This is a genomic window from Streptococcus sp. HMSC067A03 (assembly GCF_001814295.1).
Taxonomy (GTDB): Bacteria; Bacillota; Bacilli; order Lactobacillales; family Streptococcaceae; genus Streptococcus; species Streptococcus constellatus.
In genome coordinates this window covers 17,913-43,424 of record NZ_KV815662.1, presented here as the reverse complement: position 1 = coordinate 43,424, position 25,512 = coordinate 17,913, and the positions used below count along the sequence as shown (strand labels likewise).

Here is a 25,512-nt window from a genome sequence, read left to right as displayed (position 1 = left end):
ATCTTTGCTATCGTTTACAATAAAAACATCAATTGTACAATGATGAAAAAAAGAAGGAGAGTGTTAGGTTGATCCTAGCCAAGCAGAAAATGGGAAAATTTGAGAAAGATGCCAAGATTTTATTAGATGCCATTGGTGGCAAAGAGAATATCTCCGCAGTTAGCCATTGTGCGACTCGGATGCGTTTTGTGCTAGCTGATGAGAAGAAAGCAGATGTAAAAGCGATCGAAGCCATTCCGGCGGTTAAAGGAACTTTTACTAATGCAGGGCAGTTTCAGATTATTATTGGAAATGATGTTCCAATTTTTTACAATGACTTCACAGCTGTATCAGGGATTGAAGGTGTTTCAAAAGAAGCAGCAAAAGCCGCTGCTAAGAGCAATCAAAATCCAGTACAGCGTGTGATGACAATGTTGGCGGAAATTTTCACCCCAATCATTCCAGCGATTATCGTTGGGGGGCTGATTCTAGGATTCCGTAATATTTTGGAAGGTGTGCAAATTCAAGCTCTGGGGCAAAAGATCGTTGATGGTGTAGCACAGTATGCTAAAGATGGTACACCAGTTTATAATACGATTGTGGATGTTTCACAGTTTTGGAGCGGTGTTAACTCTTTCTTGTGGCTTCCTGGTGAAGCGATTTTCCACTTTTTACCAGTTGGAATTGTTTGGTCGGTCTCTCGTAAAATGGGAACTAGTCAGATTCTTGGGATTGTCTTGGGAATCTGTTTGGTATCTCCGCAATTGCTCAATGCTTACTCAGTAGCTGGTACGCCAGCTTCAGAAATTGCCAAAAAATGGGTTTGGGATTTTGGCTTCTTTACCGTCAGAAAGATTGGTTACCAAGCACAAGTTATTCCTGCCCTACTTGCAGGCCTGTCTCTTTCCTATCTTGAAATTTTCTGGAGGAAACGGATTCCAGAAGTTGTATCCATGATTTTTGTGCCTTTCTTATCATTAATTCCGGCATTGATTTTAGCTCATACAGTTCTTGGACCTATCGGTTGGACACTTGGGCAATGGTTGTCAACAGCAGTGCTTGCAGGGTTGACTGGTCCCGTTAAATGGCTCTTTGGTGCGATATTTGGTGCTCTCTATGCTCCGTTTGTTATCACTGGTTTGCATCATATGACCAATGCTATTGATACACAGCTCGTTGCCGATACAGGTGGCACAGCTCTATGGCCAATGATTGCTTTGTCAAATATCGCCCAAGGGTCAGCTGTATTTGCTTATTATCTGATGAATCGTCGTAGTGAACGTGAAGCACAGATTTCCCTACCTGCAACAATTTCTGCCTATCTTGGAGTCACAGAACCGGCACTATTTGGAGTTAATGTGAAATATATTTATCCATTTGTGGCAGGGATGATTGGTTCTTCTATTGCAGGCCTCTTGTCTGTAACATTTAATGTTACAGCAAATGCTATCGGAATCGGTGGGATTCCGGGTATCTTGTCTATTCAAGCGAAATACATGCTGCCATTCTTCTTTGTCATGCTGGTGGCTATTGCAGTACCGATGATTTTGACGTTCTTCTTCCGTAAGACAGGTGTGTTTACAAAAGCAGAAGATGAAAGTGTCAAATCACCGCAAATTGAAGCCATTGACGAAGCAAAAGAAGCAGCTCCAAAAGTGGATTTTGCAGAAATTGCTAGCCCACTTGCTGGAGAAGTGAAAGAATTAAGCCAAGCAACTGATCCTGTTTTTGCACAAGGTGTCATGGGACAAGGTGTAGTAATTGAACCGAGCGAAGGTGAACTTGTTACACCGGTGAATGGTGTTGTATCAGTGCTTTTTCCAACTAAACATGCTGTAGGAATCGTTTCTGATGAAGGTGTCGAGTTATTGATGCATATCGGTATGGATACGGTGAATTTGGAAGGAAAAGGCTTCGAAGCTCATGTGGCTCAAGGAGATAAAGTTAGTGTGGGAGATAAGTTGATTTCTTTTGACATGTCAGCAATTAAAGAAGCAGGTTATGTGACAGAAACGCCGGTGATTATCACCAACCAAGATCAATTTCAAGCAGATGAACGTGGTCAACTTCCACGGATGATTGAACTTGGTGATAAGCTCATGACGGCTACACGAATTGGCTAACATTCATCGCAGGTAGACTGAGCTAGGTGAATGAATAACTGAACAAAGTATAGTCTGCAATAAAATATTCTTCTCTGATAAGTATGAAGTTTGAAGAAATTCGTGATACAATATAAAACTATACAGGGGTGGGAGCGTAAGCCCCATCTCTTTCTTTTGTAAAATAGAAAAGGAAAACAAATGACATTCGATAAAAGAAAAGTAGTCTATCAGATCTATCCAAAATCTTATAAAGACACTACAGGAAATGGTATTGGAGATTTACAAGGGATCATTGAAAAAATTCCTTACCTTGCTAAGTTGGGGGTGGATATGGTTTGGCTCAATCCTTTCTATCCTAGTCCACAGCATGACAATGGATACGATATTTCTGATTATACTGCGGTAAATCCACTCTTTGGGAGTATGGACGACTTTGAAGAAATGATTCAAGTTGGAAAAGAATATGGTATCGAGTTTATGTTGGACATGGTGCTCAACCATTGTTCGACAGAGCATGAGTGGTTTCAAAAAGCCTTGGCTGGAGATAACTATTATCAGGATTTCTTTTTCCTACGTGATGAGCCGACAGACTGGTTGTCTAAGTTTGGCGGCAGCGCTTGGGCTCCTTTTGGAGACACGGGTAAGTATTACCTGCATCTTTACGATGTGACGCAGGCTGATCTCAATTGGCACAATCCTCGTGTCCGTGAAGAACTTTTTAAAGTTGTTCATTTCTGGTTAGATAAGGGTGTGAAGGGGTTCCGTTTTGATGTTATTAATGTCATCGGGAAGGATGAAATATTAGAGAATTGTCCGGAGAATGACGGGAAGCCAGCCTATACTGATAGACCTATCGTACACGAGTATCTTCACATGTTGAATGAGGAGACTTTTGGAACGGATGAGGCTATTATGACTGTTGGTGAAATGAGCGCTACGAACATTGAAAATTGTATTCTTTATACAGCTCCAGAACGCCACGAATTATCTATGGCTTTCAATTTTCACCATTTAAAAGTAGATTATGAAAATGGACAAAAATGGACGTTGAAGAATTTTGATTTTGAAGAATTAAAGCGCCTTTTCCATACATGGGGCAAAGAAATGAGCGACCATAACGGTTGGAGTGCTCTGTTTTGGAATAATCATGACCAACCCCGTGCACTGAATCGTTTTGTAGATGTTAAGAATTTTCGCAATGAAGGAGCGACCATGCTTGCGGCAAGCATTCATCTGTCTCGCGGAACGCCCTATATCTATATGGGAGAAGAAATCGGTATGATTGACCCCGACTATGACAGCATGGAAGATTATGCAGATGTCGAATCTTTCAACGCTTATCAAATGCTATTAAATGCTGGCAAAACACCAGAAGAAGCGTTTAAGATTATTCAGGTTAAGTCTCGTGACAATTCCCGAACTCCTATGCAGTGGGATGATTCAGAAAATGCTGGCTTTACAAGTGGAACACCTTGGTTAAAAGCAGCTAAATCCTACTCTGAAATCAATGTTAATAATGAAATTCAAGGTCCAATTTTTACTTTTTACCAAAAATTGATTGCTCTTCGTAAAAAATTGCCTCTTATAGCGGAGGGCAGCTACAAACCAGCTTATGAAGATAGCCAGCAAGTATATGCCTTTGAGCGTCAATTGGGTGATGAAAAACTGTTAGTGCTCAATAACTTCTACTCAGATCCGATTACAGTAGACGTGTTACCGGAGTACCAGAATGGTGAAGTCCTCCTTTCTAATTATGAGGTAGCTCAAATAGCAGCAGTTGTGGCCTTGAGACCTTATGAAAGTTTGGCAATTATTGTGAATAAGCGCTAGATACAGTAAGAAATTCCAAAATCGACTGAATCATTCAGCCGATTTTTAAAGCTCGAGAGAAAGCGCTTGCAATATTCTTCCGTTTTATTTATAATAGTTACGGTAGAAATACATCTCAAGGAAAGCTGATTTCCAATTTATGATGTAAAGGAGAATATATGAAAAAAACATCAAAACAATTACCTGTTTTGTTTGCGACAGCTATTTTGCTCGCTAGCACTGTTTTAAGTCCTCTTGCTCAGGCGAATGAGACAAGTTCTTCATCTTCGAGCTCAGAATCATCTGTAACGACTTCGAAATCTAGCTCAGTTGCTTCAACGACACAATCACAGCCATCAGAAGCAATTTCTGACAGTTCAACGAGCAATACGAATGAGCCAAGTAGTACAAGCGAAGAGACGCCTAAGACAGAAGCTGCAAGCAGTGAAGCCCATGTTACAACTTCTGAATTTACAACAGTGGCAAATATCGGTCAAATACAAGGGGAAGCCCATGAATCACCTTATAATGGGAAGAAAGTCAAGGTTTCAAATGTTGTTGTAACAAAGACAGATCGGTATGGCTTTTATGTACAAGATCTCAAAGCTGATGGCAATGCTAAGACCTCAGATGCTATTTATGTCGTCTCAAAAGAAAAGGTTGCAGTTGGCGATCAGTTGACGATTGAAGGTCAAATCAAAGAAGGTTATATGGAAGAACTCAGTGTTCGTCCTGGACAAACTTTCCGTAAACCAACTGACAGCTTAACTGTAACACAATTGTTTGCTTCAAAAGTAGCGAAAGATGGCACAGCTACATTACCAGCTCCAGTCAATATTTCAGATCGTATGCCAAAAGATATCGTGGATAATACTCCGACTACTTATGATCCAGAACATGATGCATTGGATTATTGGGAAAGTCTGGAGGGTATGTTGACAACAGTGAAAAAACCTCGTGTGCTTGGCCCACAATATCGAGGAGATATTTATCTCTTGCCGAATGGTTATCAAGCGCTGCCGCTCAATAATATCGGTGGTGTCAACCTTCGCCCTAATGTCCAAAATACAGCAACTATCCCCGTTTATGTTGGGAATAAATATATTGCAAAAGCTAAAGATTACTTTAATGAAGATGTTTCTGGTGTTGTAACTTATCGCAGCAAGGTTTATAAGTTGGAGCCAACGAAGTTGCCAGATCTGCAAGATGGCGGTCTACAAAGAGAGGTTTCTAAGATTTATCCAAGTGAAGATAAATTGACTATTGCTTCTTATAATATTGAAAACTTCTCAGCAAACAATGCAGCAGGTGAGACGCCTGATGCAAAAGTGGAAAAAATTGCTAAATCTTTTATCAACGAAATTCACAGTCCAGATATTATTACCCTTATAGAAGTTCAAGACAATAATGGAAGTGTTAATGATGGTACTGTCAGCGGTGTGCGAAGCGGTGAAAAACTGGCTGCTAAAATTAAACAATTAGGTGGCAAAGAATACAAATATACCGAAGTCGCCCCTGTTGATGGAGCAGATGGTGGAAAGCCGGGCTCCAATATTCGTGTGGCTTACTTGTATAATCCTCAACGAGTGAAGTTAGTTGAGCGTGAAGCAGGAAGTAGCACAGAAGCAGCTGCCTTCAAAGATGGGCATTTGGTGAAAAATCCTACAAGGATCGATCCAACCAATCCAGCCTTTACGAAAGTTCGAAAATCTTTAGCAGCAGAGTTTGAATTTAAGGGCGAGCATATTGTCGTGATTGCCAATCATTTGAAATCCAAACTCGGTGATGATGCAGTATATGGTTCTAAACAACCAGCAGTGCAAAATACATTGGCACAACGGATTGAACAAGCTAAGTTGTTGAATGCTTTTGTAAAAGAAGGTTTGAAGCAAAATCCAAATTTGAAGTTTGTCTTAACTGGTGACTTTAATGACTTTGAATTTTCAGAAACTGCCAAAGCAGTGGCTGGTAATGAATTAGTCAATATGATGCTGAATCACGACGCAGCAGACCGCTATTCTTATTTTTACCGTGGTAGCAATCAAAGTTTAGACAATATCTTTGTTTCAAAAAATATTGCTGATAAAACAGTATTCTCACCAGTTCATATCAATGCTTCCTTTATGGAGGAGCACGGTCGGGCGTCAGATCACGATCCCGTTATTGCACAGCTTGATTTCAGTAAGAAGGATGAGCCACAACCAACTCCTCCTTCCGGTGGTGATAGTACAACGCCACCAAATAAAGATGATAAACCAACTAAAAAGAGAATTTTACCATCTACAGGAACAACAGGCGCTGAAGTCGCTGTTGTAGGGATTGTCATCTTAAGCGCAACCATCCTTTGGCGAAAGAAAGTGACGGATTTAAAGACATAGATAAACGAGAGAGTTTTAATTTTGGTGTTAGAGCATAGGCGAAGATTTGTACAAATGTTCAGCAAGAAAAAGAATTTTCTAAAATGGTTTAGATTTAGCATTAAAAAATGCTGTATTTAAGCCATTTTCTTTTTGATATTAGACTAGTTTTACATATATCTTTCTATTTCTGTTGTACACCCCTGTAACATAGACTCTAGATTAGCTAACTTTAAAAGCTGTAGTCCGGTTTCTACTAAGATTGAATCTTTTTGACAAATCCCTAGACGAATAGTAGCGAAACTTAATTGGTCAACCCTCAAAGTTTCTTGAGCAATCTGGTAAGTAATCTTAGTAATTTTTAAACACTCTTCCATCATTCCTTTATTTAAGAAAATCGTACTCATGTTGGTTAAAAGAGCAAACTCCCATGATTTTATTTCTTTAAAATTCTTGTATTTTTTTAAAGATAGTAAAATTTTATCCATACTTTCTATCAACTGTTCTATAGGGAAAAGAATCATAGCAGCATTTAATTTATGTAGATCAGATAAGTACCAGTTATCACATTTATCAAGTTCTTTCCAAAGTTCTTGTGCAAGAAAATATGAATGTTCATTATCTCCATTTTTACAAATTGAGAGACATAAGTGAGAAATTTTTGCAATATTTTCAATAGGAAGGTCGTTGTGAGTTTTTAAATAATGGTTACTTTCTTCTAAAATGTTTTCATAATATTTAGCTGTTTTATACACAGTATGAGAATTTTCAAAATGTTGAATAATTTTTGAGCGTTCTGAGGGGAGATAAGTGTGACAAATGTAATTAAACTCTTCAAAGCTCATATCTAACTGCCTTAAGATATATTCAAAATTTTCTACATTAGGAATTTCTTTATTATTCTCAATCTTAGAGAGTGTTGCACGTGATAAGTTATCTCTGCAAATGTCTAATTGTGTCAAACCCTTTGATTGTCGAATTTCTTTTAAGATTGTACCAAAATCCCATCTCATAATTTTATCTCCTTATATAAAATATGTTCCTAAAGTTGACAGTTTATGTAATTTATATCATATAGAAAAAGGGAAAACAAATCTTAAAAAACTTTTTGGGAGGAATTTTTATGAAACGCTTAGCTGCTTCACTGGTATTTTTCACTGTACTTATTTTTTCATTTTTATCGTCAGATGGATGGATACACTGGTGGAAATTATAATAAAGTAAATTTTTTTACCACTATGGAAAGGAGAAAAACAAACGGAAACTATATTTAAGTGGTGAAGAAATATGTTACATATTGGTATAGTTTTTTTCATAGTATTGATAGAAAGTAAGTAATACTGTTCAATTTAGGGTATAATTAAGAAAGGAAATCAAAATGAGAAAAGGCTATAAAAAATGTATCATTTTATCGTTAACTATCTTAGGATTGAGTAACACTGGAGGAATTGCATTTGCTGCAACTTATGGAGATAGTTCTAATGGTGTTAGAAATACTGAACAATTTCAGGTTCGCTATGTTGGTGAGGCATGGACTAATCGTCGTGGTAATAGCACATGGATTAAATACTATCGAAACGGTTCATATCTAGGTGGGGCGATGGCTTATAAAGATAGCTGGCGTACAGATAATGGAAAGGTATATGATAGTGTAACGATATGGGACTCAATGAATCCATGGGCTCCTAAAACTACTTTTCACTATAAATTATAGTTAGTGCTTGTGTATTATTTAAATAGAGGAGAGTTGTATGAAAAAGTTAATCAATGATTATTACAGAAAAATAATTGTATTAGATGTTGGAACTATTTCATTCTTATCTCTCCTTTTTTATAGTAATCGTGAAAATTGGCTTTTAGTTGTTATTTGTATATTTGTGAATAGTGCGATGACCATTTTTACACTACGATCATATCGTCGTGAGTTTTCAATTCATCATTTTCTGGGAAAAGCACGGATTCGTTTTTTATATGATTACAGTTGTATTCATGGATTAACATTGGTTACTACACTTATTTCTAGTGTTATTATTTGTCAGTTATGTAAGAGGGTAGTATCTCTTATTCTTTTATGTCATTTAATAGGGATAGGATTTCTATTATTTTTTATCAATCTACCTCTCTATTTTATTTCTTTAAGGAGGTTCTTATGAAAAGCATTTATATAGTAATTCTCAAAAAGCGGTGGTATCTTTTCGGATTTTTGATTTTTATTGGATTTTGTATGAACCTTTTTTTATGGAATGAAAGTAGTCAATTGATTCGAGTATACCCAGCACTACAAATTTTGAAAAAAGAAAGTAGACAAAATAGTTATGAAACAGTCTATAATCCTTCTGCAGATTCCTCTGGTCTAGTAAAAGATGCTAGTAAAGAAGAGAGGAGGTCCTTGTATAAAGTGTTATCTACTTATCTTCGGAAACTAGGTGAAACATCACCATTTTACTATCAAAAGTTGAATTACTTAAAAGGTGGAAAATTACAGCCTTTAACGGATTCTGTATTACAATCATCGCTCTTATCAAATGATTGGGATAGCTTATTATTGGATAATATTTTAATTCGCCGTTTAGAAAAACAACAAGCCCAAGAGTTAAACGCAGAATTTAAAAAAATTAATTTTCCAATAACTCTTCGTACTCTTTCTAAAACTTATCAATCACAGCATGATTATTATATCACCAATTTTATTTTTGGAATAAGTATCTCAAGCATTCTATTTATCTTTAGTTCAATAATAATTTATTGGTTGTTAGGAGTAACAATAAAAATCTGTCAATCAGAAATAAAGGTTTTGCGGCTTATTGGTTTGAGCGGGGAACAAATAAGTCAAAATTTAAGTTATTTGTTGATTGCTCCCATTATCTTTGCTTTCCTTGGATTTTTTGTTTATGTAAGTATTTTAAATATAAAGTTTATTTGGGCGGATTATATCTATCTTGGAGGTTTAAATATTCTACTTTTTGTTGCTGCTTTTATCATCAGTAAACGTCGTTTGAAAGGAGTTCTCTATGATTTGTCTTGAACATGTTTCAAAATCCTTTAAAGGAAAAACAATTTTCACAGATTTGAACTTTCATGCAGATTTTGGAGAAATATCTGTGCTTTTTGGAAAATCTGGTATTGGAAAATCTACACTCTTAAATATTATTGCAGGATTAAAACCTATTGATGCTGGACGATATTTTTATCAAGGGGAGATGCTTAATACGAAAGATGACAAAGAAATGAGCTCCTTTCGTAGTTTGCATATTGGGTATATACCACAAGATTTTGCACTAATAGAAGATTATACTGTCAAAGAAAACCTAATGCTTCCGTGTCTTTATCGAAAAGATTTATCTAAAACAGAAATTGAAACAAAAATGCAAGTTTTGATAAGATATTTTGAATTATCAACCATTCTTAACAAAAAGGTTCGATCTCTTTCTGGTGGACAAAAGCAACGTGTTGCTATTATTCGTAGTCTTATGATAGAACCAGACATTATTCTTGCAGATGAACCAACTGCTAATCTGGATAAAGAGAATCTTCAGCTAGTAATAGATTTATTTATGAAAGAAAGAGAAAGTGGGAAAATTATTATTATTGCCACTCATGATGAAAGAATACAATCAATAGCAAACCATATCTATAATATAAAAAATTATAGACTAGATGAATGGAAGAAATAAAATTTTAAATTATTCTATCAATTCTTATCTTTTGAAAAACATTGAAAATGAAACTGAAAAACAGATTATTTTCTAAAAAATAGATAAATTGTCCCTCTATCTAGAAAAGAAGTGTTATAATAGTATTATAAAACGTTTTCAAGAGGATAAGACGATGGAAAAAGAAGTCATTGATTATGGAAAAGTAACAGGTATGGTCCATTCGACTGAAAGTTTTGGAGCTGTTGATGGGCCTGGTATCCGTTTCATTGTCTTTTTACAGGGTTGTAAAATGCGTTGCCAATATTGCCACAATCCAGATACATGGGCAATGGAAACCAATAATTCAAGAGAGCGAACGGTTGAAGACGTTTTGCAAGAAGCGCTTCGTTATCGTGGCTTTTGGGGTAAAAAAGGTGGGATTACAGTAAGTGGTGGTGAAGCTCTTTTGCAGATTAATTTTGTGACTGCACTTTTTACCAAAGCTAAAGAATTGGGAATTCATTGCACTTTAGATACTTGTGCGATGCCGTTCCGCAATACACCAGAGTATCTCAAAGTTTTTGATCGCCTGCTTGAAGTGACAGATTTAGTGTTGCTGGATATTAAAGAAATCAATGATGCCCAGCATAAATTTGTGACAGGGCACACCAATAAGAATATTTTGGAATGTGCAAAATATCTGTCTGATAAAGGTGTTCCAATGTGGATTCGCCATGTTTTGGTTCCAACGTTAACAGACCGTGATGACGACTTAAAAGAATTAGGTGAGTTTGTTAAAACGTTAAAAACAGTTGATAAATTTGAAGTGCTACCTTATCATACAATGGGAGAATTTAAATGGCGTGAATTGGGCATTCCTTATCCATTAGAAGGTATAAAGCCGCCAACTGCTGATCGAGTAGCAAATGCCAAAGAACTTATGAAAACAGAATCTTATACCGAGTATATGAACCGCATACATAATAGTTAATAAAAGCAGGAAGTGAGATTTTGATCAGCACTCAAAAAGTTAGACAGGAAAACTAACGATTGGGTGCTTTTCTATTCCTCTCTTTGTGAAAATCTTAAAATTGTGCTAAAATAAAGTATATAAAAAGTTTACGAGGTACGATCATGTCTAAAATTTTAGTTTTCGGTCATCAAAATCCAGATTCAGATGCGATTGGCTCAGCTGTGGCCTTTGCTTATCTTGCGCGTGAAGCTTATGGCTTGGATACAGAAGCGGTTGCTTTGGGAGAACCAAATGAAGAAACAGCTTTTGTTTTGGATTATTTTGGAGTAACGGCACCGCGTGTGGTGACATCTGCCAAAGCAGAAGGAGTTGAGCAAGTCATTTTAACAGACCATAATGAATTTCAACAATCTATTTCTGACATTGCAGAAGTAGAAGTCTATGGCGTTGTGGATCACCATCGTGTGGCAAATTTTGAAACAGCTAGTCCACTTTATATGCGTTTGGAGCCTGTCGGTTCAGCTTCTTCTATCGTTTATCGCATGTTTAAAGAATCTGGTGTAGCTGTACCAAAAGAACTCGCAGGTTTGATGCTCTCAGGTTTGATTTCAGACACGCTTCTTCTGAAATCACCAACCACTCATCCGAGTGATAAAGTGATTGCACCTGAGTTGGCAGAGCTTGCAGGAGTTGATTTGGAAGAATACGGTTTGGCTATGCTTAAAGCTGGAACCAACTTAGCTAGCAAAACAGCCGAGGAATTGATTGATATTGATGCTAAAACATTTGAATTAAACGGAAACCAAGTTCGTGTAGCACAAGTCAACACAGTTGATATTGCAGAAGTTTTAGAACGTCAAGCTGAATTGGAAGCAGCTATTGAAAAAACAAATGCTGCTAATGGTTATTCTGACTTCGTTTTGATGATTACCGATATTATCAATTCTAACTCAGAAATCCTTGCACTTGGAGGCAATATGGATAAAGTGGAAGCAGCTTTCCATTTCACACTTGAAAATAATCATGCTTTCCTTGCTGGTGCGGTTTCTCGTAAAAAACAAGTTGTACCACAATTGACTGAAAGTTTTAATGGATAAAAATTTGGAAGAAAAAGGAGTTTCGGCTCCTTTTTTGATACAATAGTTCTATGAAGATTCAAGATTTACAAAATGGAGATTTAATTTTTGTATCCAGTCAATCTGATATAGCAGAGGCCATTCAGCGATCAACTGGGTGGTATAACCATGTGGCAATCTTCTTTGCTGGTTGGATTTACCATGCGACAAGTAAGCGCGGTGTCATTAAAGAACCGATAGATCAATTTTTACAGGTTGATGAATGTTATGCTGTTTATGCCTGTTCTGACATAGATGTAAAAGCTGTCTGGAAAAGAGCAGAGCAACACCTTTATAAACCTTATAATAATAGCTTTTATCCAGATACGACAGGCTTTTATTGTTCTGAATATATTGCAGAAATCCTCCCCATTTTTGAAACCACTCCTATGCAGTTCGGTGATGAAAAAGAGGAAATAGCTCCTTTTTGGCAGCAGTATTACAAAGAGTTAGGTTTAGCAGTTCCTCTTCATCAGCCAGGAACCAATCCTAGCCAATTGGCTCAATCCGAAAAATTAGTTTATAAAGGAAGATTAGATGATTAAAGTAATCAATCCCAGTCGTTTAACACGTCAGCCTTTTTTTCATGAATTGATAAATTATTTAGACCGACATGATGATGTTACTTTGCGAGAGATAAAGTGCGAATTTGCAAACTTTTCCAATATTGATCGCTCTATAGAGGACTATATCAAGGCAGGCTATGTGGTTCGAGCAAACAAACGGTATCAACAAACCCTTCCTCTACTGCAAAATGTGACGGATTTGTCTTTGGATCAGGAAGTATTTGTACGAGATGACAGTTCTCTTTATAAAGAATTGCGGAATGTGCGCTTTAAGACACGCTTGACCAATCAGACCAACCAGGCTATTTTAGTGGAAACAACAGATTTTCTCAGAGAGCAGCTGACACTTTCCAATTATTTTTATAAGCTAAAGCAACAATATCCATTGAATAATCAGCAACAAAAGCTTTATAAGTTGATAGGAGATGTTAATCCGGAGTATGCTCTAAAATATATGACAACTTTTTTGCTAAAGTATGGTCGTAAAACTGAGCTGATGCAAAAACGGCGCGATATTTTTGTAGATGCTCTAGTGATTTTAGGCTATATCGTACCTAACGAATCAGGAAACTATGAGTTGAAACTGGATTTTGATAAAGAAACCTTAACCTTTCGTGTACAAAAGTCTGTAGACTTTTACAATAAACATCATAGAATAATAAAATTTTAAGATTTTTTGATAGATTTATAGGTATAATGGTTATGGTTGGTATGAGGCTGGGATGAAAGTCTCTAGCTTCAAAGGATACGGTGCAATAAATCAACGATGCAGTAGCTGATTGCTCCAATAGTCCACTGGACTATTGGAGGTTGAAAAGCCCCCTTCCATGAAGATGTGTCAAAAGCACAGCTTTGAATTGGCGGATAGGGGGTTAAAGCAAGCCTCAAGGTTTGTTCGCTTTTCAAGCTCGGAAGAGTACTTTTGACGAAAATTTCGTTTTCCGCACTCGCCACCTCAACAGGCTCCCAGACTGTTGAGCAACCTTGTGGAGTGAGACTATAAACTAAAGATTTTTAGTTTTGAGTTTCGTCCCTCTCCTATTTCGTTTTATGAAAGGAATATATCGTGAATCTTTTAGCAAGAATTTGTCCCACTCAACCCCTGAAGTATCTGAAATGGTTTGATATTGTCATCGTGACGGTCTTGCTATTTGGGCGATTTATCTATCGTTCAACAGAACTTTATCTTGCTAGCTTGTCTCCGTCCACTACAACAGCAGTAGCAGATGCAACTAGTAAAACAGCAAATGACGGAGCGGCTTACTTTAACAACCTAGAGTTGCAGCTTCTTATGTTAGCTTTGACGATAGCCTACTTAATACTTCGTCGGTTTGATTTTAGACAGTTGCCGATTCGTCTATCGTGGTCGGTACTCTTTTGGATTCCTTTTATCTTTGCGGTGATGGGGATTCTAGCAGATATCGTGACGACCCTTAGCGGAGAATACAACTATTTTAATCCGCAATTATGGAAATACATTGATCTATTAGAAATTTTCCGTAAATTTACCGATTTGACACCGATGATGATTCTCTATGCTTTGCTAAATGGCTTTTATGAAGAATTTTTCTTCTTAGGCTTATTAACCTCGGTAAAAGAAAAATATAAATGGTGGGTTCTTCTTTATTCGATGATCATTCGTGTTTCTTTCCACACTTATCATGGAATGCTCTGGGCACTGACGATCGGTGTTGGTTTTGGACTTCTCTATTATTGCCTTTACAAATATAAGGTTAAAAATCTTTTACCTTTCTTCCTCGCGCATGCTCTTGCGGATATCTATGGTTCAAGTCTAATGTATGTTTTGATTAGTTGGAGAAAGTAAAATCATAAGGCAAGATTCTAATTTCTAAAAAATAATGCTTATTTTACTTTACTAATATAAAGTTGTTGTTTTTTCAATAATTAAAGGTCGAAGACTGTTATCTCGACCTTTATTCAATTCTATAAATACCTTTCCGCAATCGCGTAATCGCCTAGATAGTCTGCTTTTTCTCCATTTATGATTTGGTAACAATCAGCACCTTTACCAGCTAGAATAACAGCATCACCTTCTTTGTTTGTTAAGCTAAGAGCTTTTTTGATAGCTTCTTTGCGGTCTGCAATCGTGTAAACGTCAAAAGAAATGTAGCTGGCAATTTCTTTTGCAATGGCAATCGGATCTTCGTAGTTAGGGTCATCTGCTGTCAAGATAACTATCAATTCTGGATGGCGATTGAGTAGTTGTCCAAAATCTTTGCGACGACTTTCTCCTTTATTTCCGGTTGCACCAAGTACTAAAACAATTTTGCCTTTTTGGTGTTCTTGAACGACAGATAGGAGATTAGCCAGACTGACACCATTGTGCGCATAATCAACAAAAACTTTTGCACCATTGTTTTGAGTCAGCACTTCCATGCGCCCAGATACACGTGTAGCAGCAATGCCTTTTTTTATATCAGAAATAGTGGCACCTAAGCGTAGACAGGCAAGGCTAGCAGCAAGTGCATTTTCTTGGTTAAAACGTCCGATTAGCTGAATGTCAAATTTTTCTGTGAGGATTCCGCTTGTTTCAAAAGAAAATGCTTGCGAATGATGAATTTGATTGTCGGAATATTGTCCATAGAAATCATGTTCTATAGATGCAACTTGCTCAGCCACCACTTGGAAATAATCCATTTCGCTATTAACGACAACAGCTCGGCTATTTTCCATGAGGAGTCGCTTATGATAAAAATAATCTTCAAATGTCGGATGTTCAATTGGTCCGATATGATCAGGGCTGATATTGAGGAAAACACCAACGTCAAAAGTTAAACCGTAAACTCGCTTTTTTAAATAAGCCTGACTGGAAACTTCCATAATCAGATGAGTTCGGCCATTTTCAACCGCTGTCGCCATCATTTTGAACAAATCTAAGCTTTCCGGTGTTGTCAAAGTAGACTTGAAGAAGTGCTCTCCGTCGAGCGTCGTGTTCATGGTAGACAACAAAGCAGGCTTATGACTTTGTTGGAGAATGTGATAGGCAAAATAAGCCGAAGTTGTCTTTCCTTTGGTTCCTGTAAATGCGAGCAGTTTGAGTTTGTCTTGCGGATTTCCATAAAATTCCATGGCAAGAAGACTCATGGCTTGTTTGACATCATTGACTAGAATCACTGGGATAGTTACTTCAAAATCCGTCTCACTGACATAGAACCGTAAGCCTGATTCAACCGCTTTTCCCAAAAATTCTTTTTTAAAATTGTCACCTTTGACAAAGAAAAGAGTTGAAGCAGTCACATCGCGGCTGTCATAGCTGATGTTATCAAATGTGACATCAGTAATGTTATAATAGTATTCACCTTTATCAATGATTTCGCGGAAATTGTGATCATTTTTCAAAATTTTTAATGCGTTCTCAATTGTTATCATATTTCTATTGTAAACTTAATGGCGAGGTTTTACAAGCGGAAAGGAAAAGTTTATAATAAGATAAGACTACTTTTAGAGGTTATGTATGGATCAACAAACAACAACTCAACAAAAACAAATGCTTCTAGGGACAGCTTGGTTGACAGCAAGTAACTTTATCAGCCGTTTTTTAGGGGCGATTTATATCATTCCTTGGTATATCTGGATGGGCAAACATGGTGCAGAAGCTAATGGCTTGTTTACGATGGGCTATAATATTTATGCTTGGTTTCTTCTGATTTCCACAGCAGGCGTACCTGTTGCGGTCGCTAAGCAAGTTGCGAAATACAACACAATGGATCAAAAGGATCATAGTTTTACCCTCATTCGTGAATTTTTGAAATTTATGCTCTTGTTGGGAGCCATTTTTGCAGTGGTGATGTATCTCTTATCACCTTTCTTTGCGCATGTATCAGGCGTTGGGAAAGAACTCATTCCTGTCATGCAAAGCCTATCTTGGGCAGTACTGGTATTCCCAGCTATGAGTGTTATCCGTGGCTTTTTTCAGGGATTTAACAATTTAAAACCATATGCAATCAGTCAAATTGCTGAGCAGGTGATTCGTGTTATTTGGATGCTTTTGACAACATTCTTTATTATGAAATTGGGTTCTAAAGACTATGCTGCTGCAGTTACACAATCAACATTTGCTGCTTTTATTGGCATGTTTGCCAGTATGGCAGTTTTGGTTTATTTCCTCTGGAAAGCGAATTTGCTGTCATCTATTCTGCATAAGCCAGTGTCAAGCACCAACATTAACAGTCGTGCTCTTTTAGTGGATACGATTCGGGAAGCTATTCCGTTTATTATCACTGGTTCTGCCATTCAGCTTTTCCAGATTATTGACCAAGTAACTTTTATCAATGTTATGAAATGGTTTACGAACTATACTAATTCTCAGCTGGTGGTTATGTTTAGCTATTTCTCCGCTAATCCCAATAAAATTACGATGATTTTGATTGCGGTAGCGACTTCTATCGGGGGTGTAGGAATTCCACTGCTAACAGAAAACTATGTCAAAGGTGATTTGAAGTCTGCAGCACGTCTTGTTCAAGATAACTTAAGTATGTTACTGTTATTTCTCTTACCAGCAACAATTGGCTCTGTCTTAGTGGCGCGTCCATTATACACAATTTTTTATGGGCGACCAGATCGTTTAGCTTTAGGTTTGTTCATTTTTGCTATGTTACAGACAATTATTTTAGGCATTTATACTGTCTTGTCGCCAATGATTCAAGCGCTTTTCCAAAATCGCAAAGCTATTATCTATTTTGGCTATGGAGTTCTTGTTAAGCTTATTTTGCAAATTCCATTTATTTATTTATTCAGAGCTTATGGTCCGCTTCTTGCAACGACAGTCGGACTGATTGTTCCAATTGTTTTGATGTACCAACACATTCGCCAAGTAACAGGACTCAATCAAAGAATTCTCGTTAAACGGAGTTTATTGATAGGGATTTTAACTGCTATCATGTCTCTTTTAATTGCCATTGTGGAAGTGGTACTGGGAGTTGTCTTTTATCCAAATGGACGCATTTCTAGCATGCTTTATTTAATTATGATTGGTGGTCTGGGAATTATCATTTATGGAGCAATGGCTTTGAGGGTTCGCTTGTTAGACCGATTTATTGGTGAAAAAGCTCAAGTTTTACGTGAAAAATTTCATATTCATTAAAAGGTCGTAAGGCTTTTTAATGTTGTAGAAAATTTATAAAAATTAAGCTATAATAAAAATAGCTATTCTTGCAATAAAAGTTTATAAATGATGAATCCTTCAATAAAAATTATAGAGCAGCTTTTTTGAAAGGATATTTAATGCTAGGATATTCTAGCGAAGATATCAAGATGCTATGGTTTAACAGATGATTTTTTCCGATTGTCCATTGGGATTGAGGATAGCCAAGATTTGATAACAGATTTAACATTTGCTTTGGAGGTATAATATGAGCAAATACAATTTTCAAACAGCACCGAATCGCTTGTCTCACCACACTTATAAATGGAAAGAAACAGAGACTGATCCTCAATTGCTACCAGCATGGATTGCAGATATGGACTTTGAAGTCATGCCAGAAGTGAAAAATGCGATTCACGACTATGCAGAACAGTTAGTTTATGGCTATACGTATGCGAGTGATGAGTTGCTCCAAGCGGTATTGGATTGGGAAAAAAGCGAACATCAGTATTCGTTTGATAAGGATTCTATTGTTTTTGTGGAAGGTGTTGTGCCAGCCATTTCTATTGCGATTCAAGCCTTTACCAAAGAAGGAGAAGCGGTCCTAATCAATTCTCCTGTCTATCCACCCTTTGCTCGTAGTGTCCAGTTAAATAATCGAAACTTAGTATCCAATTCTCTAAAAGAAGAACATGGTCTGTTTCAAATTGATTTTGAACAATTGGAAAAAGATATTGTCGAAAATGATGTGAAACTCTATCTTCTTTGTAACCCGCACAATCCCGGAGGACGTGTCTGGGAAAAAGAAGTTCTAGAAAGAGTAGGTCAGCTTTGTCAAAAGCACCATGTTATTTTAGTATCAGATGAAATTCATCAAGATTTGACTTTATTTGGTCATCAACATGTTTCCTTTAATACTGTTTCACCGGATTTTAAAGACTTTGCTCTGGTACTTTCTAGTGCTACCAAGACTTTTAATATTGCAGGCACCAAAAATTCCTATGCCATTATTGAAAATCCTTCATTACGTGCAACATTTAAACACCAGCAACTTGTTAATAACCACCATGAGGTGTCAAGTTTAGGGTACATTGCGACAGAAACGGCCTATCGTTATGGCAAACCTTGGTTAGTGGCACTAAAAGCTGTTTTAGAAGAAAATATTCAATTTGCAGTGGAGTATTTTGCCAAAGAGGCTCCGCGTTTAAAGGTTATGAAACCACAAGGGACCTATCTGATTTGGCTTGATTTCAGTGACTATGGTTTGACAGATGATGCACTCTTTACTTTACTGCATGACCAAGCAAAAGTCATTCTCAATCGGGGAAGTGATTATGGAAGTGAGGGTGAGCTGCATGCAAGGCTGAATATTGCAGCGCCTAAGTCACTGGTAGAAGAGATTTGTAAGAGAATCGTGTGTTGCTTGCCCAAATAAAATAAAAAGAAATGTTCGAAAACAGTCACTTTTGGTTGACAATCGTTCTTAAGAGGAGTATAGTTAGTATGAAAAATCGGTAGGTGAGGCTACCATAGGGATACGGATGACTACCGCAAAGTAGTGGAGACACTATGCGCTGGTTAGCAGTTGAGATCGCTAAGGTTTTGACTAATGTCATTTCACTGCCCTACGGAGTTAAAGCTTGAACGGTAACACAAGACATACAGTCCTGCCATGTTTTTCATGGTAGGATTTTATCGTTTTGAGCTGATTTTTTAAAGAAAAAATGCAAGGGAAAGGGGTGGAGAATATGCCGAATGATGATCACCCGAGTCAACAGGAAAACAGTCGATTACCATATCTGAGCATTCCTCACGCTCCCTTGGAATCGACTCTAGCAAATGAATGACATCTGAGTAAAAAGGCTGTATGCAGTTATTTTGTCACTCGGATGTATCTTAGATAGAGGAGAAAATCAGTGAAAACAGCAAAAGAAAGATTAACAGATGCTCTTCGTATGTCTGTAGTGGATACGATGACATTTTTCAACACATCTAGATTGGGTTTGACAGAGGAGCAAGTAGAAGAAAATCGTGATCTATACGGTGAAAATGAATTGACAAAAGGGCAAGAAGATTCAATTGTTAAAAAAATTTATGAGTCTATTATCAACCCATTTACCGTTATTCTTTTACTCATTGCATTGGTGTCCTTGGTTACCAATGTTTGGCTGGCAAAACCAGGTCAGGAAGATCCGACAACGTTTATCATTATTGTTGTCCTTGTCTTGTTGTCTGGGAGTATTCGCTTTGTGCAAGAATTGCGGAGTGACAAAGCTGCCAGTAATCTTTCGCGTATGATTGTCAATACAGTGACAGTTGTTCGTGAGGGAAAAGAGCAAGAAATTCCGATTACAGAATTAGTGGTGGGAGATATTATCCGCTTGAGTGCAGGAGACATGTTGCCAGCAGATGTGCTAATTTTGGATTCGCGCGACTTCTTCGTACAACAGTCAGGTTTGACAGGTGAAAGTGATGCGGTTGAAAAAATGGCATTGGATAAATGTGAGATCAAAGATACAGAGAGTTTACTTGAATCTGACTCACTTGCCTTTATGGGAACCAATGTAATCTCTGGTCGTGCTAGCGCGCTTGTGCTTGTTGTTGGTGACGACACAAAAATGGGAGCTATTGAGCAAACGCTTAATACTTATGATGAACCAACTTCATTTGAACGAGAAATGAACAGCATTTCATGGTTGTTGATTCGCCTTATGTTGGTACTCGTACCTATTGTCTTTTTTATCAATGGTCTGACAGATGGGGATTGGCTAGAAGCTGGGGTATTTGCATTAAGTGTCGGTGTCGGTTTGACGCCAGAAATGCTTCCTATGGTCATCACAGCAAGCTTAGCGAAGGGTTCAATTCTTATGGCAAAAGAAAAAGTTGTCATCAAGAAACTCAATGCCATTCAAGATTTAGGAGCAATTGATATTCTTTGTACGGATAAGACAGGGACATTGACACAAGATGAGATTGTCTTGGAGTATCCACTTGATATTCATGGAGATCTTGATTTGGCAGTGCTTCGTCGGGCTTACTTAAATTCTTATTATCAAACAGGGTTAAAAAACCTGATGGATCGTGCTATTATCAATCGGACAGAAAAAGAAGCTGAAAAACACGAAATCGTTCGCAATTTAGACCAAACTTTTAAGAAAATTGATGAATTACCTTTTGATTTTGAACGTCGCCGCATGAGTGTGCTGGTTCGAGATGATGAGAATGTCGTTAGCATGGTGACAAAAGGTGCTTTAGAAGAAATGCTGGCCATTTCAAATTATGTCGAAGACAAGGGGAAAATCCTTCCTTTGACAGAAGAAATCCGTCAAGAAATTTTAACAGAGGTCGCACAGTTAAATGAGCAGGGTCTGCGTGTGCTGGGAGTCAGTTATCGTTCGGACTTGGATGCTGATTATGAATACACGGTCAAAGATGAGTCTGACATGATTCTGACAGGTTATCTTGCTTTTCTCGATCCACCAAAACCGTCAGCAGCCCCTGCTATTAAAGCATTAACCGAGTATGGCGTAGCTACCAAAATTTTAACAGGTGACAATGAAAAAGTTACAGAAGCAGTTTGTGAGAAGGTTGGCTTAGATGCAAAGAACATCTTGCTAGGCTCTATGATTGAAACGATGTCGGATGAAGAATTGAGCAGAGTTGTTGAAACCACAACTGTTTTTGCTAAATTATCGCCTGACCAAAAGGCGCGCATCATTTTACAACTGAAAGCAAACGGGCACAAGGTTGGTTATATGGGTGATGGAATCAATGATGCTCCTTCTATGAAAGTAGCTGATGTAGGTATTTCAGTTGATACAGCTGTTGATATTGCGAAAGAAACAGCTGATGTTATTCTGTTAGATAAAGACTTATTGGTGCTTGAAAAAGGCTTGGTGGAAGGTCGCAAAGTCTATGCCAATATGACCAAGTACATCAAGATGACAGTGAGTTCCAACTTCGGAAATATCTTTTCTTTGCTAATCTCAAGTATTTTCTTACCATTTTTGCCTATGGCACCGATTCATTTGATTGTGTTGAATTTGGTCTATGATATTTCTTGTATCGCTTTACCATTTGACAATGTAGACCGTGAATTTTTGCAAAAGCCTCGCATTTGGAGTGCAAAATCCATTACTCGTTTCATGGCCTGGATTGGTCCAATTAGTTCTATTTTTGACTGTACAACCTTTTTAATTTTGTTCTTTATTATTGCACCAATGATAACAAGGTCTGTTTATCATCATGGTATGTCTAGCAATTTCATTACGATTTTCCAAACAGGCTGGTTTATTGAGTCCATGTGGACGCAAACGATGGTTATCTATATGTTGCGCTCACCCAAATTACCATTTATTCAAAGTAGACCGGCTTTATCCGTAGTCATGACCACTCTAGCGGCAGTCTTCTTTGTGACTTTATTGCCCTACGGTCCTTTTGCAGCTCTTTTAAAAGTCACTCCATTAAATGGGATGTATTTCTTATTCCTAATCCTCATTATGGTATTGTATATGACAAGTGTTACATTTGTGAAGCATTTATATATAAAAAAATACCACGAATGGTTATAAGGACTTGGTAATCTTTGAAAAGGCTTGTTTATTATAAGCCTTTTTTATGTTTTTTTGTTATAATAAGAAGAATAAATTGAAAGAAGGAACACCAATCATGGAAAAATTTCAAGTGATCGCACATCCGCTCATTCAGCATAAATTGTCTATCTTACGCCGTACAGATACATCTACCAAGGCTTTTCGTGAGTTAGTAAATGAAATTGCTATGCTAATGGGTTATGAAGTTTTACGTGACTTACCATTAGAAGATGTGGAAATTGAAACACCCATTACAAAGACAGTTCAAAAACAACTAGCTGGTAAAAAATTAGCTATTGTCCCAATCTTACGTGCAGGTATTGGTATGGTAGATGGTCTTTTGAGTCTTGTACCAGCTGCTAAAGTCGGACATATTGGAATGTATCGTGATGAAGAAACTTTGAAACCAGTTGAATACCTTGTGAAATTACCGGAAGATATTAGCCAACGTCAAATTTTCGTAGTGGATCCGATGTTAGCAACAGGTGGCTCAGCTATTTTAGCTATTGATTCACTGAAAAAACGTGGAGCACACAATATTAAATTTGTCTGTCTTGTTTCGGCTCCAGAAGGCGTGAAAGCTTTACAAGAAGCTCACCCAGACGTGGAAATCTTTACGGCAGCCCTTGATGATCACTTGAATGAAAATGGCTACATCGTTCCAGGATTGGGAGATGCAGGAGATCGTCTTTTTGGTACAAAATAATAAGTTTTATGTTTGACCTTTTTTGACCAAAAGGCTATAATAGTCTCATATTTGAAAAATCTTACTAAGAATTGTTGGTCAGATTAAAATATCAGATGAAAAGGAGAATACAATGATTCCTGTAGTTATTGAACAAACAAGCCGTGGGGAACGCTCGTACGATATTTACTCACGTCTTTTAAAAGATCGCATTATTATGTTAACTGGAGCAGTTGAAGACAACATGGCCAATTCTATTATTGCCCAATTGCTTTTCCTAGACGCTCAAGATAGTACAAAGGATATTTATCTTTATATCAATACACCAGGAGGTTCTGTATCGGCGGGTCTAGCGATTGTCGATACAATGAACTTCATCAAATCAGATGTTCAAACAATTGTCATGGGAATGGCTGCGTCCATGGGAACCATCATCGCTTCAAGTGGTGCTAAAGGCAAACGCTTTATGTTGCCAAATGCAGAGTACATGATTCACCAACCAATGGGTGGAACTGGTGGCGGTACGCAACAAACCGATATGGCGATTGCTGCTGAACATTTGCTGAAAACTCGAAACAATTTGGAAAAAATTCTTGCAGATAACTCTGGTAAGACCGTTAAGCAAGTTCATAAAGATGCTGAACGTGACTACTGGATGAGTGCTCAAGAAACACTAGATTATGGTTTCATTGATGAAATCATGGCAAATAACAACTTGAACTAATGCTCTCTTTGCTATTATCTGAAAAAAATGTCCTCTGATGGGCATTTTTTTGATATACTTATAAATGAAAAAATGTTAGAAAGAAAACTCATGTTTAAAAAAGAAGAACGAACAGGTATCATTGTCTATTTATATTATAATCGTGACATAAAAAGAATTGCGTCCATTGGTGATATTATCTATCATTCTAAAAAGCATCGTTATCTCCAGTTGTATGTAGATACTGCGCAAGTAGATGGCATTGTTGAGAAACTATCTAAGGAAAAATATGTCAAACAAGTACGGGTTTGTCATATTCAAGAATTGGATACAGACTTCGTTGGAAGTTTGTTTAGAGAGAAGGAAAACGTAAACATGTAAAAAAAATCTGTTGACCACTTGACAATTGTCAGATAATTCGGTATATTCTTAACATATTATTTTGAAACAAGGAGTTAAGAATATGAAAAAGAGAATTGCGCTATCATTTGTTGCTCTTGCAAGCGTTGCTCTTCTTGCCGCTTGTGGGGAAGTGAAGTCAGGTGGATCTAATGCAACAGGTACAAAAGTTGCCGATAAGACCATTAAAATTGGATTCAACTTTGAAGAGACAGGCGCAACAGCTGCTTATGGTACAGCCGAGCAAAAAGGCGCTCAGCTTGCAGTTGAAGAAATCAATAAAGCAGGTGGTATTGACGGAAAAAAACTAGAAGTAGTGGACAAAGATAATAAATCTGAAACAGCAGAAGCAGCTTCTGTCACGACCAACTTAGTAACCCAATCGAAAGTAAATGCAGTTGTAGGACCTGCGACTTCTGGTGCAACGGCAGCAGCTGTTTCTAATGCGACAAAAGCAGGTGTACCATTGATTTCACCTAGTGCTACTCAAGATGGCTTGACAAAAAATCAAGAGTATTTATTCATTGGGACTTTTCAAGACAGTTTCCAAGGGAAGATTATTTCTAAGTATGTCACAGAAACGTTAAAAGCGAAAAAAGTTGTGCTTTATACGGATAATTCAAGTGATTATGCTAAAGGTGTCGCAAAAGCTTTCCGCAATGCGTATAAAGGCAAGATTGTTGCAGATGAAAAATTTGTCGCTGGTGATACGGACTTCCAAGCAGCTTTGACCAAGATGAAAGGGAAAGATTTTGATGCAATTGTCATCCCTGGTTACTATACTGAAGCTGGTAAAATTGTCAATCAAGCGCGTGGTATGGGAATTGATAAACCAATCGTTGGTGGTGATGGCTTTAATGGTGAGGAATTTGTCCAACAAGCAACTCCAGCCAAAGCCTCAAATATCTACTACATCTCAGGTTTTTCTTCGACAGTTGATGTCTCAGCGAAAGCTAAGAAATTCCTAGAAGCTTACAAGGCTAAATACAACAATGAAGAACCTTCAACATTTGCAGCGCTAGCATATGATTCTGTTTATCTTGTTGCCAATGCCGCCAAGGGTGCGAAAACATCTGTTGACATCAAAGACAATCTTGCCAAGACAAAGAATTTTGAAGGTGTAACAGGTGATACCAGCTTTGACAAGAATCATAACACTGTTAAAACAGCCTTTATGATGACCATGAATAATGGGAAAGTCACAGCAGCTGAAACAGTTAAGCCATAATCTTTCATAAAGAACTGCTTAAAATATATTTTATAGTGTATAGAAGAGTAACTATTTATGGTGGACATCGTAGATAGTTACTTCTCTTTATGTGGATTAAAAGAAATAGTTAGGATAGATATCTTAGTTTTAAAAATGTAGCTCATTATGATTTGTAAGATAGACTAACTGCTAGATCTGTCTTAAATTGTTTAACATCAATCAGCTATAAGGTGAGAAAAAGGAACTGACGACTTCTTTTGCTCAAACTTGGAATAGAGAG

The 25,512-nt window shown here is 37.3% G+C and carries 21 protein-coding genes, 1 pseudogene and 1 riboswitch; of the genes and pseudogenes, 20 read left to right on the top strand and 2 right to left on the bottom strand.

Annotated features, from left to right (window positions below; genetic code table 11):
* The first annotated feature begins 89 nt into the window (after window positions 1-89).
* The 3 genes from treP (at window position 90) to HMPREF2963_RS06425 (ending at window position 6,271) form a co-directional block, all read left to right on the top strand.
* Window positions 90-2,102 carry a PTS system trehalose-specific EIIBC component gene (treP, locus tag HMPREF2963_RS06435; protein ID WP_070669260.1) on the top strand — a complete coding sequence of 671 codons (2,013 nt, stop codon included), beginning with the start codon at window positions 90-92 and terminating at the stop codon, window positions 2,100-2,102.
* A 180-nt stretch (window positions 2,103-2,282) separates the two neighbouring features.
* Window positions 2,283-3,914, top strand: coding sequence for an alpha,alpha-phosphotrehalase (gene treC / locus HMPREF2963_RS06430; RefSeq protein WP_070669243.1), 1,632 nt, complete (start codon window positions 2,283-2,285; stop codon window positions 3,912-3,914).
* A gap of 158 nt (window positions 3,915-4,072) precedes the next feature.
* Window positions 4,073-6,271, top strand: coding sequence for an endonuclease/exonuclease/phosphatase family protein (locus tag HMPREF2963_RS06425; RefSeq protein WP_070669242.1), 2,199 nt, complete (start codon window positions 4,073-4,075; stop codon window positions 6,269-6,271).
* Between the two features lie 149 nt (window positions 6,272-6,420).
* On the opposite strand, the gene HMPREF2963_RS06420 is transcribed toward HMPREF2963_RS06425, so the two are convergent.
* Window positions 6,421-7,263, bottom strand: coding sequence for a helix-turn-helix domain-containing protein (locus tag HMPREF2963_RS06420; protein WP_070669241.1), 843 nt, complete (start codon window positions 7,261-7,263; stop codon window positions 6,421-6,423).
* A gap of 365 nt (window positions 7,264-7,628) precedes the next feature.
* Here HMPREF2963_RS06420 and HMPREF2963_RS06415 point away from each other — a divergent pair, with 365 nt between their 5' ends.
* From HMPREF2963_RS06415 to HMPREF2963_RS06375, 9 genes are all read left to right on the top strand, one after another.
* The gene (locus HMPREF2963_RS06415; protein WP_070669240.1) at window positions 7,629-7,964 is read left to right on the top strand and encodes a hypothetical protein; all 336 of its coding nucleotides are present in this window, start codon (window positions 7,629-7,631) and stop codon (window positions 7,962-7,964) included.
* Window positions 7,965-8,001: 37 nt separating this feature from the next.
* Window positions 8,002-8,403: a hypothetical protein gene (locus tag HMPREF2963_RS06410; RefSeq protein WP_070669239.1), complete on the top strand. Its 402-nt coding sequence runs from the start codon at window positions 8,002-8,004 to the stop codon at window positions 8,401-8,403.
* Window positions 8,400-9,275, top strand: coding sequence for a hypothetical protein (locus tag HMPREF2963_RS06405; protein ID WP_006269867.1), 876 nt, complete (start codon window positions 8,400-8,402; stop codon window positions 9,273-9,275). Before HMPREF2963_RS06410 ends, HMPREF2963_RS06405 begins: the two co-directional genes overlap by 4 nt.
* Complete coding sequence (locus tag HMPREF2963_RS06400) at window positions 9,262-9,924, top strand: ABC transporter ATP-binding protein (RefSeq protein WP_006269884.1); 663 nt, start codon at window positions 9,262-9,264, stop codon at window positions 9,922-9,924. Before HMPREF2963_RS06405 ends, HMPREF2963_RS06400 begins: the two co-directional genes overlap by 14 nt.
* A gap of 154 nt (window positions 9,925-10,078) precedes the next feature.
* Entirely contained in the window at window positions 10,079-10,876 is a 798-nt protein-coding gene (pflA, locus tag HMPREF2963_RS06395; RefSeq protein WP_037597629.1) for a pyruvate formate-lyase-activating protein, read from the top strand.
* Between the two features lie 143 nt (window positions 10,877-11,019).
* Window positions 11,020-11,955, top strand: coding sequence for a manganese-dependent inorganic pyrophosphatase (locus HMPREF2963_RS06390; protein ID WP_037597626.1), 936 nt, complete (start codon window positions 11,020-11,022; stop codon window positions 11,953-11,955).
* 50 nt (window positions 11,956-12,005) lie between these two features.
* A complete protein-coding gene (locus tag HMPREF2963_RS06385; protein ID WP_070669238.1) occupies window positions 12,006-12,518 on the top strand; it encodes a YiiX/YebB-like N1pC/P60 family cysteine hydrolase in 513 nt (170 codons plus the stop codon).
* Complete coding sequence (locus HMPREF2963_RS06380) at window positions 12,511-13,209, top strand: DUF1803 domain-containing protein (RefSeq protein WP_058670232.1); 699 nt, start codon at window positions 12,511-12,513, stop codon at window positions 13,207-13,209. Before HMPREF2963_RS06385 ends, HMPREF2963_RS06380 begins: the two co-directional genes overlap by 8 nt.
* Window positions 13,210-13,605: 396 nt before the next feature.
* A complete protein-coding gene (locus HMPREF2963_RS06375) occupies window positions 13,606-14,364 on the top strand; it encodes a CPBP family intramembrane glutamic endopeptidase (RefSeq protein ID WP_070669237.1) in 759 nt (252 codons plus the stop codon).
* A gap of 119 nt (window positions 14,365-14,483) precedes the next feature.
* Here the strand turns inward: HMPREF2963_RS06375 and HMPREF2963_RS06370 are convergent, their stop codons facing one another.
* Window positions 14,484-15,929, bottom strand: coding sequence for a UDP-N-acetylmuramoyl-L-alanyl-D-glutamate--L-lysine ligase (locus HMPREF2963_RS06370; protein WP_070669236.1), 1,446 nt, complete (start codon window positions 15,927-15,929; stop codon window positions 14,484-14,486).
* An 85-nt stretch (window positions 15,930-16,014) separates the two neighbouring features.
* Here HMPREF2963_RS06370 and HMPREF2963_RS06365 point away from each other — a divergent pair, with 85 nt between their 5' ends.
* The 8 genes and pseudogenes from HMPREF2963_RS06365 (at window position 16,015) to HMPREF2963_RS06335 (ending at window position 25,250) form a co-directional block, all read left to right on the top strand.
* Window positions 16,015-17,643 carry a putative polysaccharide biosynthesis protein gene (locus HMPREF2963_RS06365; protein ID WP_006269843.1) on the top strand — a complete coding sequence of 543 codons (1,629 nt, stop codon included), beginning with the start codon at window positions 16,015-16,017 and terminating at the stop codon, window positions 17,641-17,643.
* A gap of 171 nt (window positions 17,644-17,814) precedes the next feature.
* Window positions 17,815-17,910: pseudogene (locus tag HMPREF2963_RS09075) on the top strand (PLP-dependent transferase); the annotation flags it as partial.
* A gap of 1 nt (window position 17,911) precedes the next feature.
* Entirely contained in the window at window positions 17,912-19,078 is a 1,167-nt protein-coding gene (locus HMPREF2963_RS06360) for a MalY/PatB family protein (protein ID WP_070669235.1), read from the top strand.
* Between the two features lie 68 nt (window positions 19,079-19,146).
* Window positions 19,147-19,299: riboswitch (M-box (ykoK) riboswitch) on the top strand.
* A 260-nt stretch (window positions 19,300-19,559) separates the two neighbouring features.
* Window positions 19,560-22,214 (top strand): magnesium-translocating P-type ATPase, encoded by a 2,655-nt coding sequence (mgtA, locus tag HMPREF2963_RS06355; RefSeq protein ID WP_070669234.1) that lies wholly within the window; start codon window positions 19,560-19,562, stop codon window positions 22,212-22,214.
* 97 nt (window positions 22,215-22,311) lie between these two features.
* Window positions 22,312-22,941 carry a uracil phosphoribosyltransferase gene (gene upp, locus HMPREF2963_RS06350; RefSeq protein ID WP_003025639.1) on the top strand — a complete coding sequence of 210 codons (630 nt, stop codon included), beginning with the start codon at window positions 22,312-22,314 and terminating at the stop codon, window positions 22,939-22,941.
* An 88-nt stretch (window positions 22,942-23,029) separates the two neighbouring features.
* The gene (locus HMPREF2963_RS06345) at window positions 23,030-23,644 is read left to right on the top strand and encodes an ATP-dependent Clp protease proteolytic subunit (RefSeq protein WP_225791046.1); all 615 of its coding nucleotides are present in this window, start codon (window positions 23,030-23,032) and stop codon (window positions 23,642-23,644) included.
* Window positions 23,645-23,734: 90 nt separating this feature from the next.
* Window positions 23,735-24,004 (top strand): DUF2129 domain-containing protein, encoded by a 270-nt coding sequence (locus HMPREF2963_RS06340; protein ID WP_037591113.1) that lies wholly within the window; start codon window positions 23,735-23,737, stop codon window positions 24,002-24,004.
* Between the two features lie 82 nt (window positions 24,005-24,086).
* Window positions 24,087-25,250 carry an ABC transporter substrate-binding protein gene (locus HMPREF2963_RS06335; RefSeq protein WP_006269829.1) on the top strand — a complete coding sequence of 388 codons (1,164 nt, stop codon included), beginning with the start codon at window positions 24,087-24,089 and terminating at the stop codon, window positions 25,248-25,250.
* The last annotated feature ends 262 nt before the right edge of the window (window positions 25,251-25,512 follow it).

Coding starts and splice junctions, on each gene's coding strand:
- treP (WP_070669260.1), top strand. CDS start 90: ATGGGAAAATTTGAGAAAGATGCCAAGATTTTATTAGATGCCATTGGT.
- treC (WP_070669243.1), top strand. CDS start 2,283: ATGACATTCGATAAAAGAAAAGTAGTCTATCAGATCTATCCAAAATCT.
- HMPREF2963_RS06425 (WP_070669242.1), top strand. CDS start 4,073: ATGAAAAAAACATCAAAACAATTACCTGTTTTGTTTGCGACAGCTATT.
- HMPREF2963_RS06420 (WP_070669241.1), bottom strand. CDS start 7,263: ATGAGATGGGATTTTGGTACAATCTTAAAAGAAATTCGACAATCAAAG.
- HMPREF2963_RS06415 (WP_070669240.1), top strand. CDS start 7,629: ATGAGAAAAGGCTATAAAAAATGTATCATTTTATCGTTAACTATCTTA.
- HMPREF2963_RS06410 (WP_070669239.1), top strand. CDS start 8,002: ATGAAAAAGTTAATCAATGATTATTACAGAAAAATAATTGTATTAGAT.
- HMPREF2963_RS06405 (WP_006269867.1), top strand. CDS start 8,400: ATGAAAAGCATTTATATAGTAATTCTCAAAAAGCGGTGGTATCTTTTC.
- HMPREF2963_RS06400 (WP_006269884.1), top strand. CDS start 9,262: ATGATTTGTCTTGAACATGTTTCAAAATCCTTTAAAGGAAAAACAATT.
- pflA (WP_037597629.1), top strand. CDS start 10,079: ATGGAAAAAGAAGTCATTGATTATGGAAAAGTAACAGGTATGGTCCAT.
- HMPREF2963_RS06390 (WP_037597626.1), top strand. CDS start 11,020: ATGTCTAAAATTTTAGTTTTCGGTCATCAAAATCCAGATTCAGATGCG.
- HMPREF2963_RS06385 (WP_070669238.1), top strand. CDS start 12,006: ATGAAGATTCAAGATTTACAAAATGGAGATTTAATTTTTGTATCCAGT.
- HMPREF2963_RS06380 (WP_058670232.1), top strand. CDS start 12,511: ATGATTAAAGTAATCAATCCCAGTCGTTTAACACGTCAGCCTTTTTTT.
- HMPREF2963_RS06370 (WP_070669236.1), bottom strand. CDS start 15,929: ATGATAACAATTGAGAACGCATTAAAAATTTTGAAAAATGATCACAAT.
- HMPREF2963_RS06365 (WP_006269843.1), top strand. CDS start 16,015: ATGGATCAACAAACAACAACTCAACAAAAACAAATGCTTCTAGGGACA.
- HMPREF2963_RS06360 (WP_070669235.1), top strand. CDS start 17,912: ATGAGCAAATACAATTTTCAAACAGCACCGAATCGCTTGTCTCACCAC.
- upp (WP_003025639.1), top strand. CDS start 22,312: ATGGAAAAATTTCAAGTGATCGCACATCCGCTCATTCAGCATAAATTG.
- HMPREF2963_RS06340 (WP_037591113.1), top strand. CDS start 23,735: ATGTTTAAAAAAGAAGAACGAACAGGTATCATTGTCTATTTATATTAT.
- HMPREF2963_RS06335 (WP_006269829.1), top strand. CDS start 24,087: ATGAAAAAGAGAATTGCGCTATCATTTGTTGCTCTTGCAAGCGTTGCT.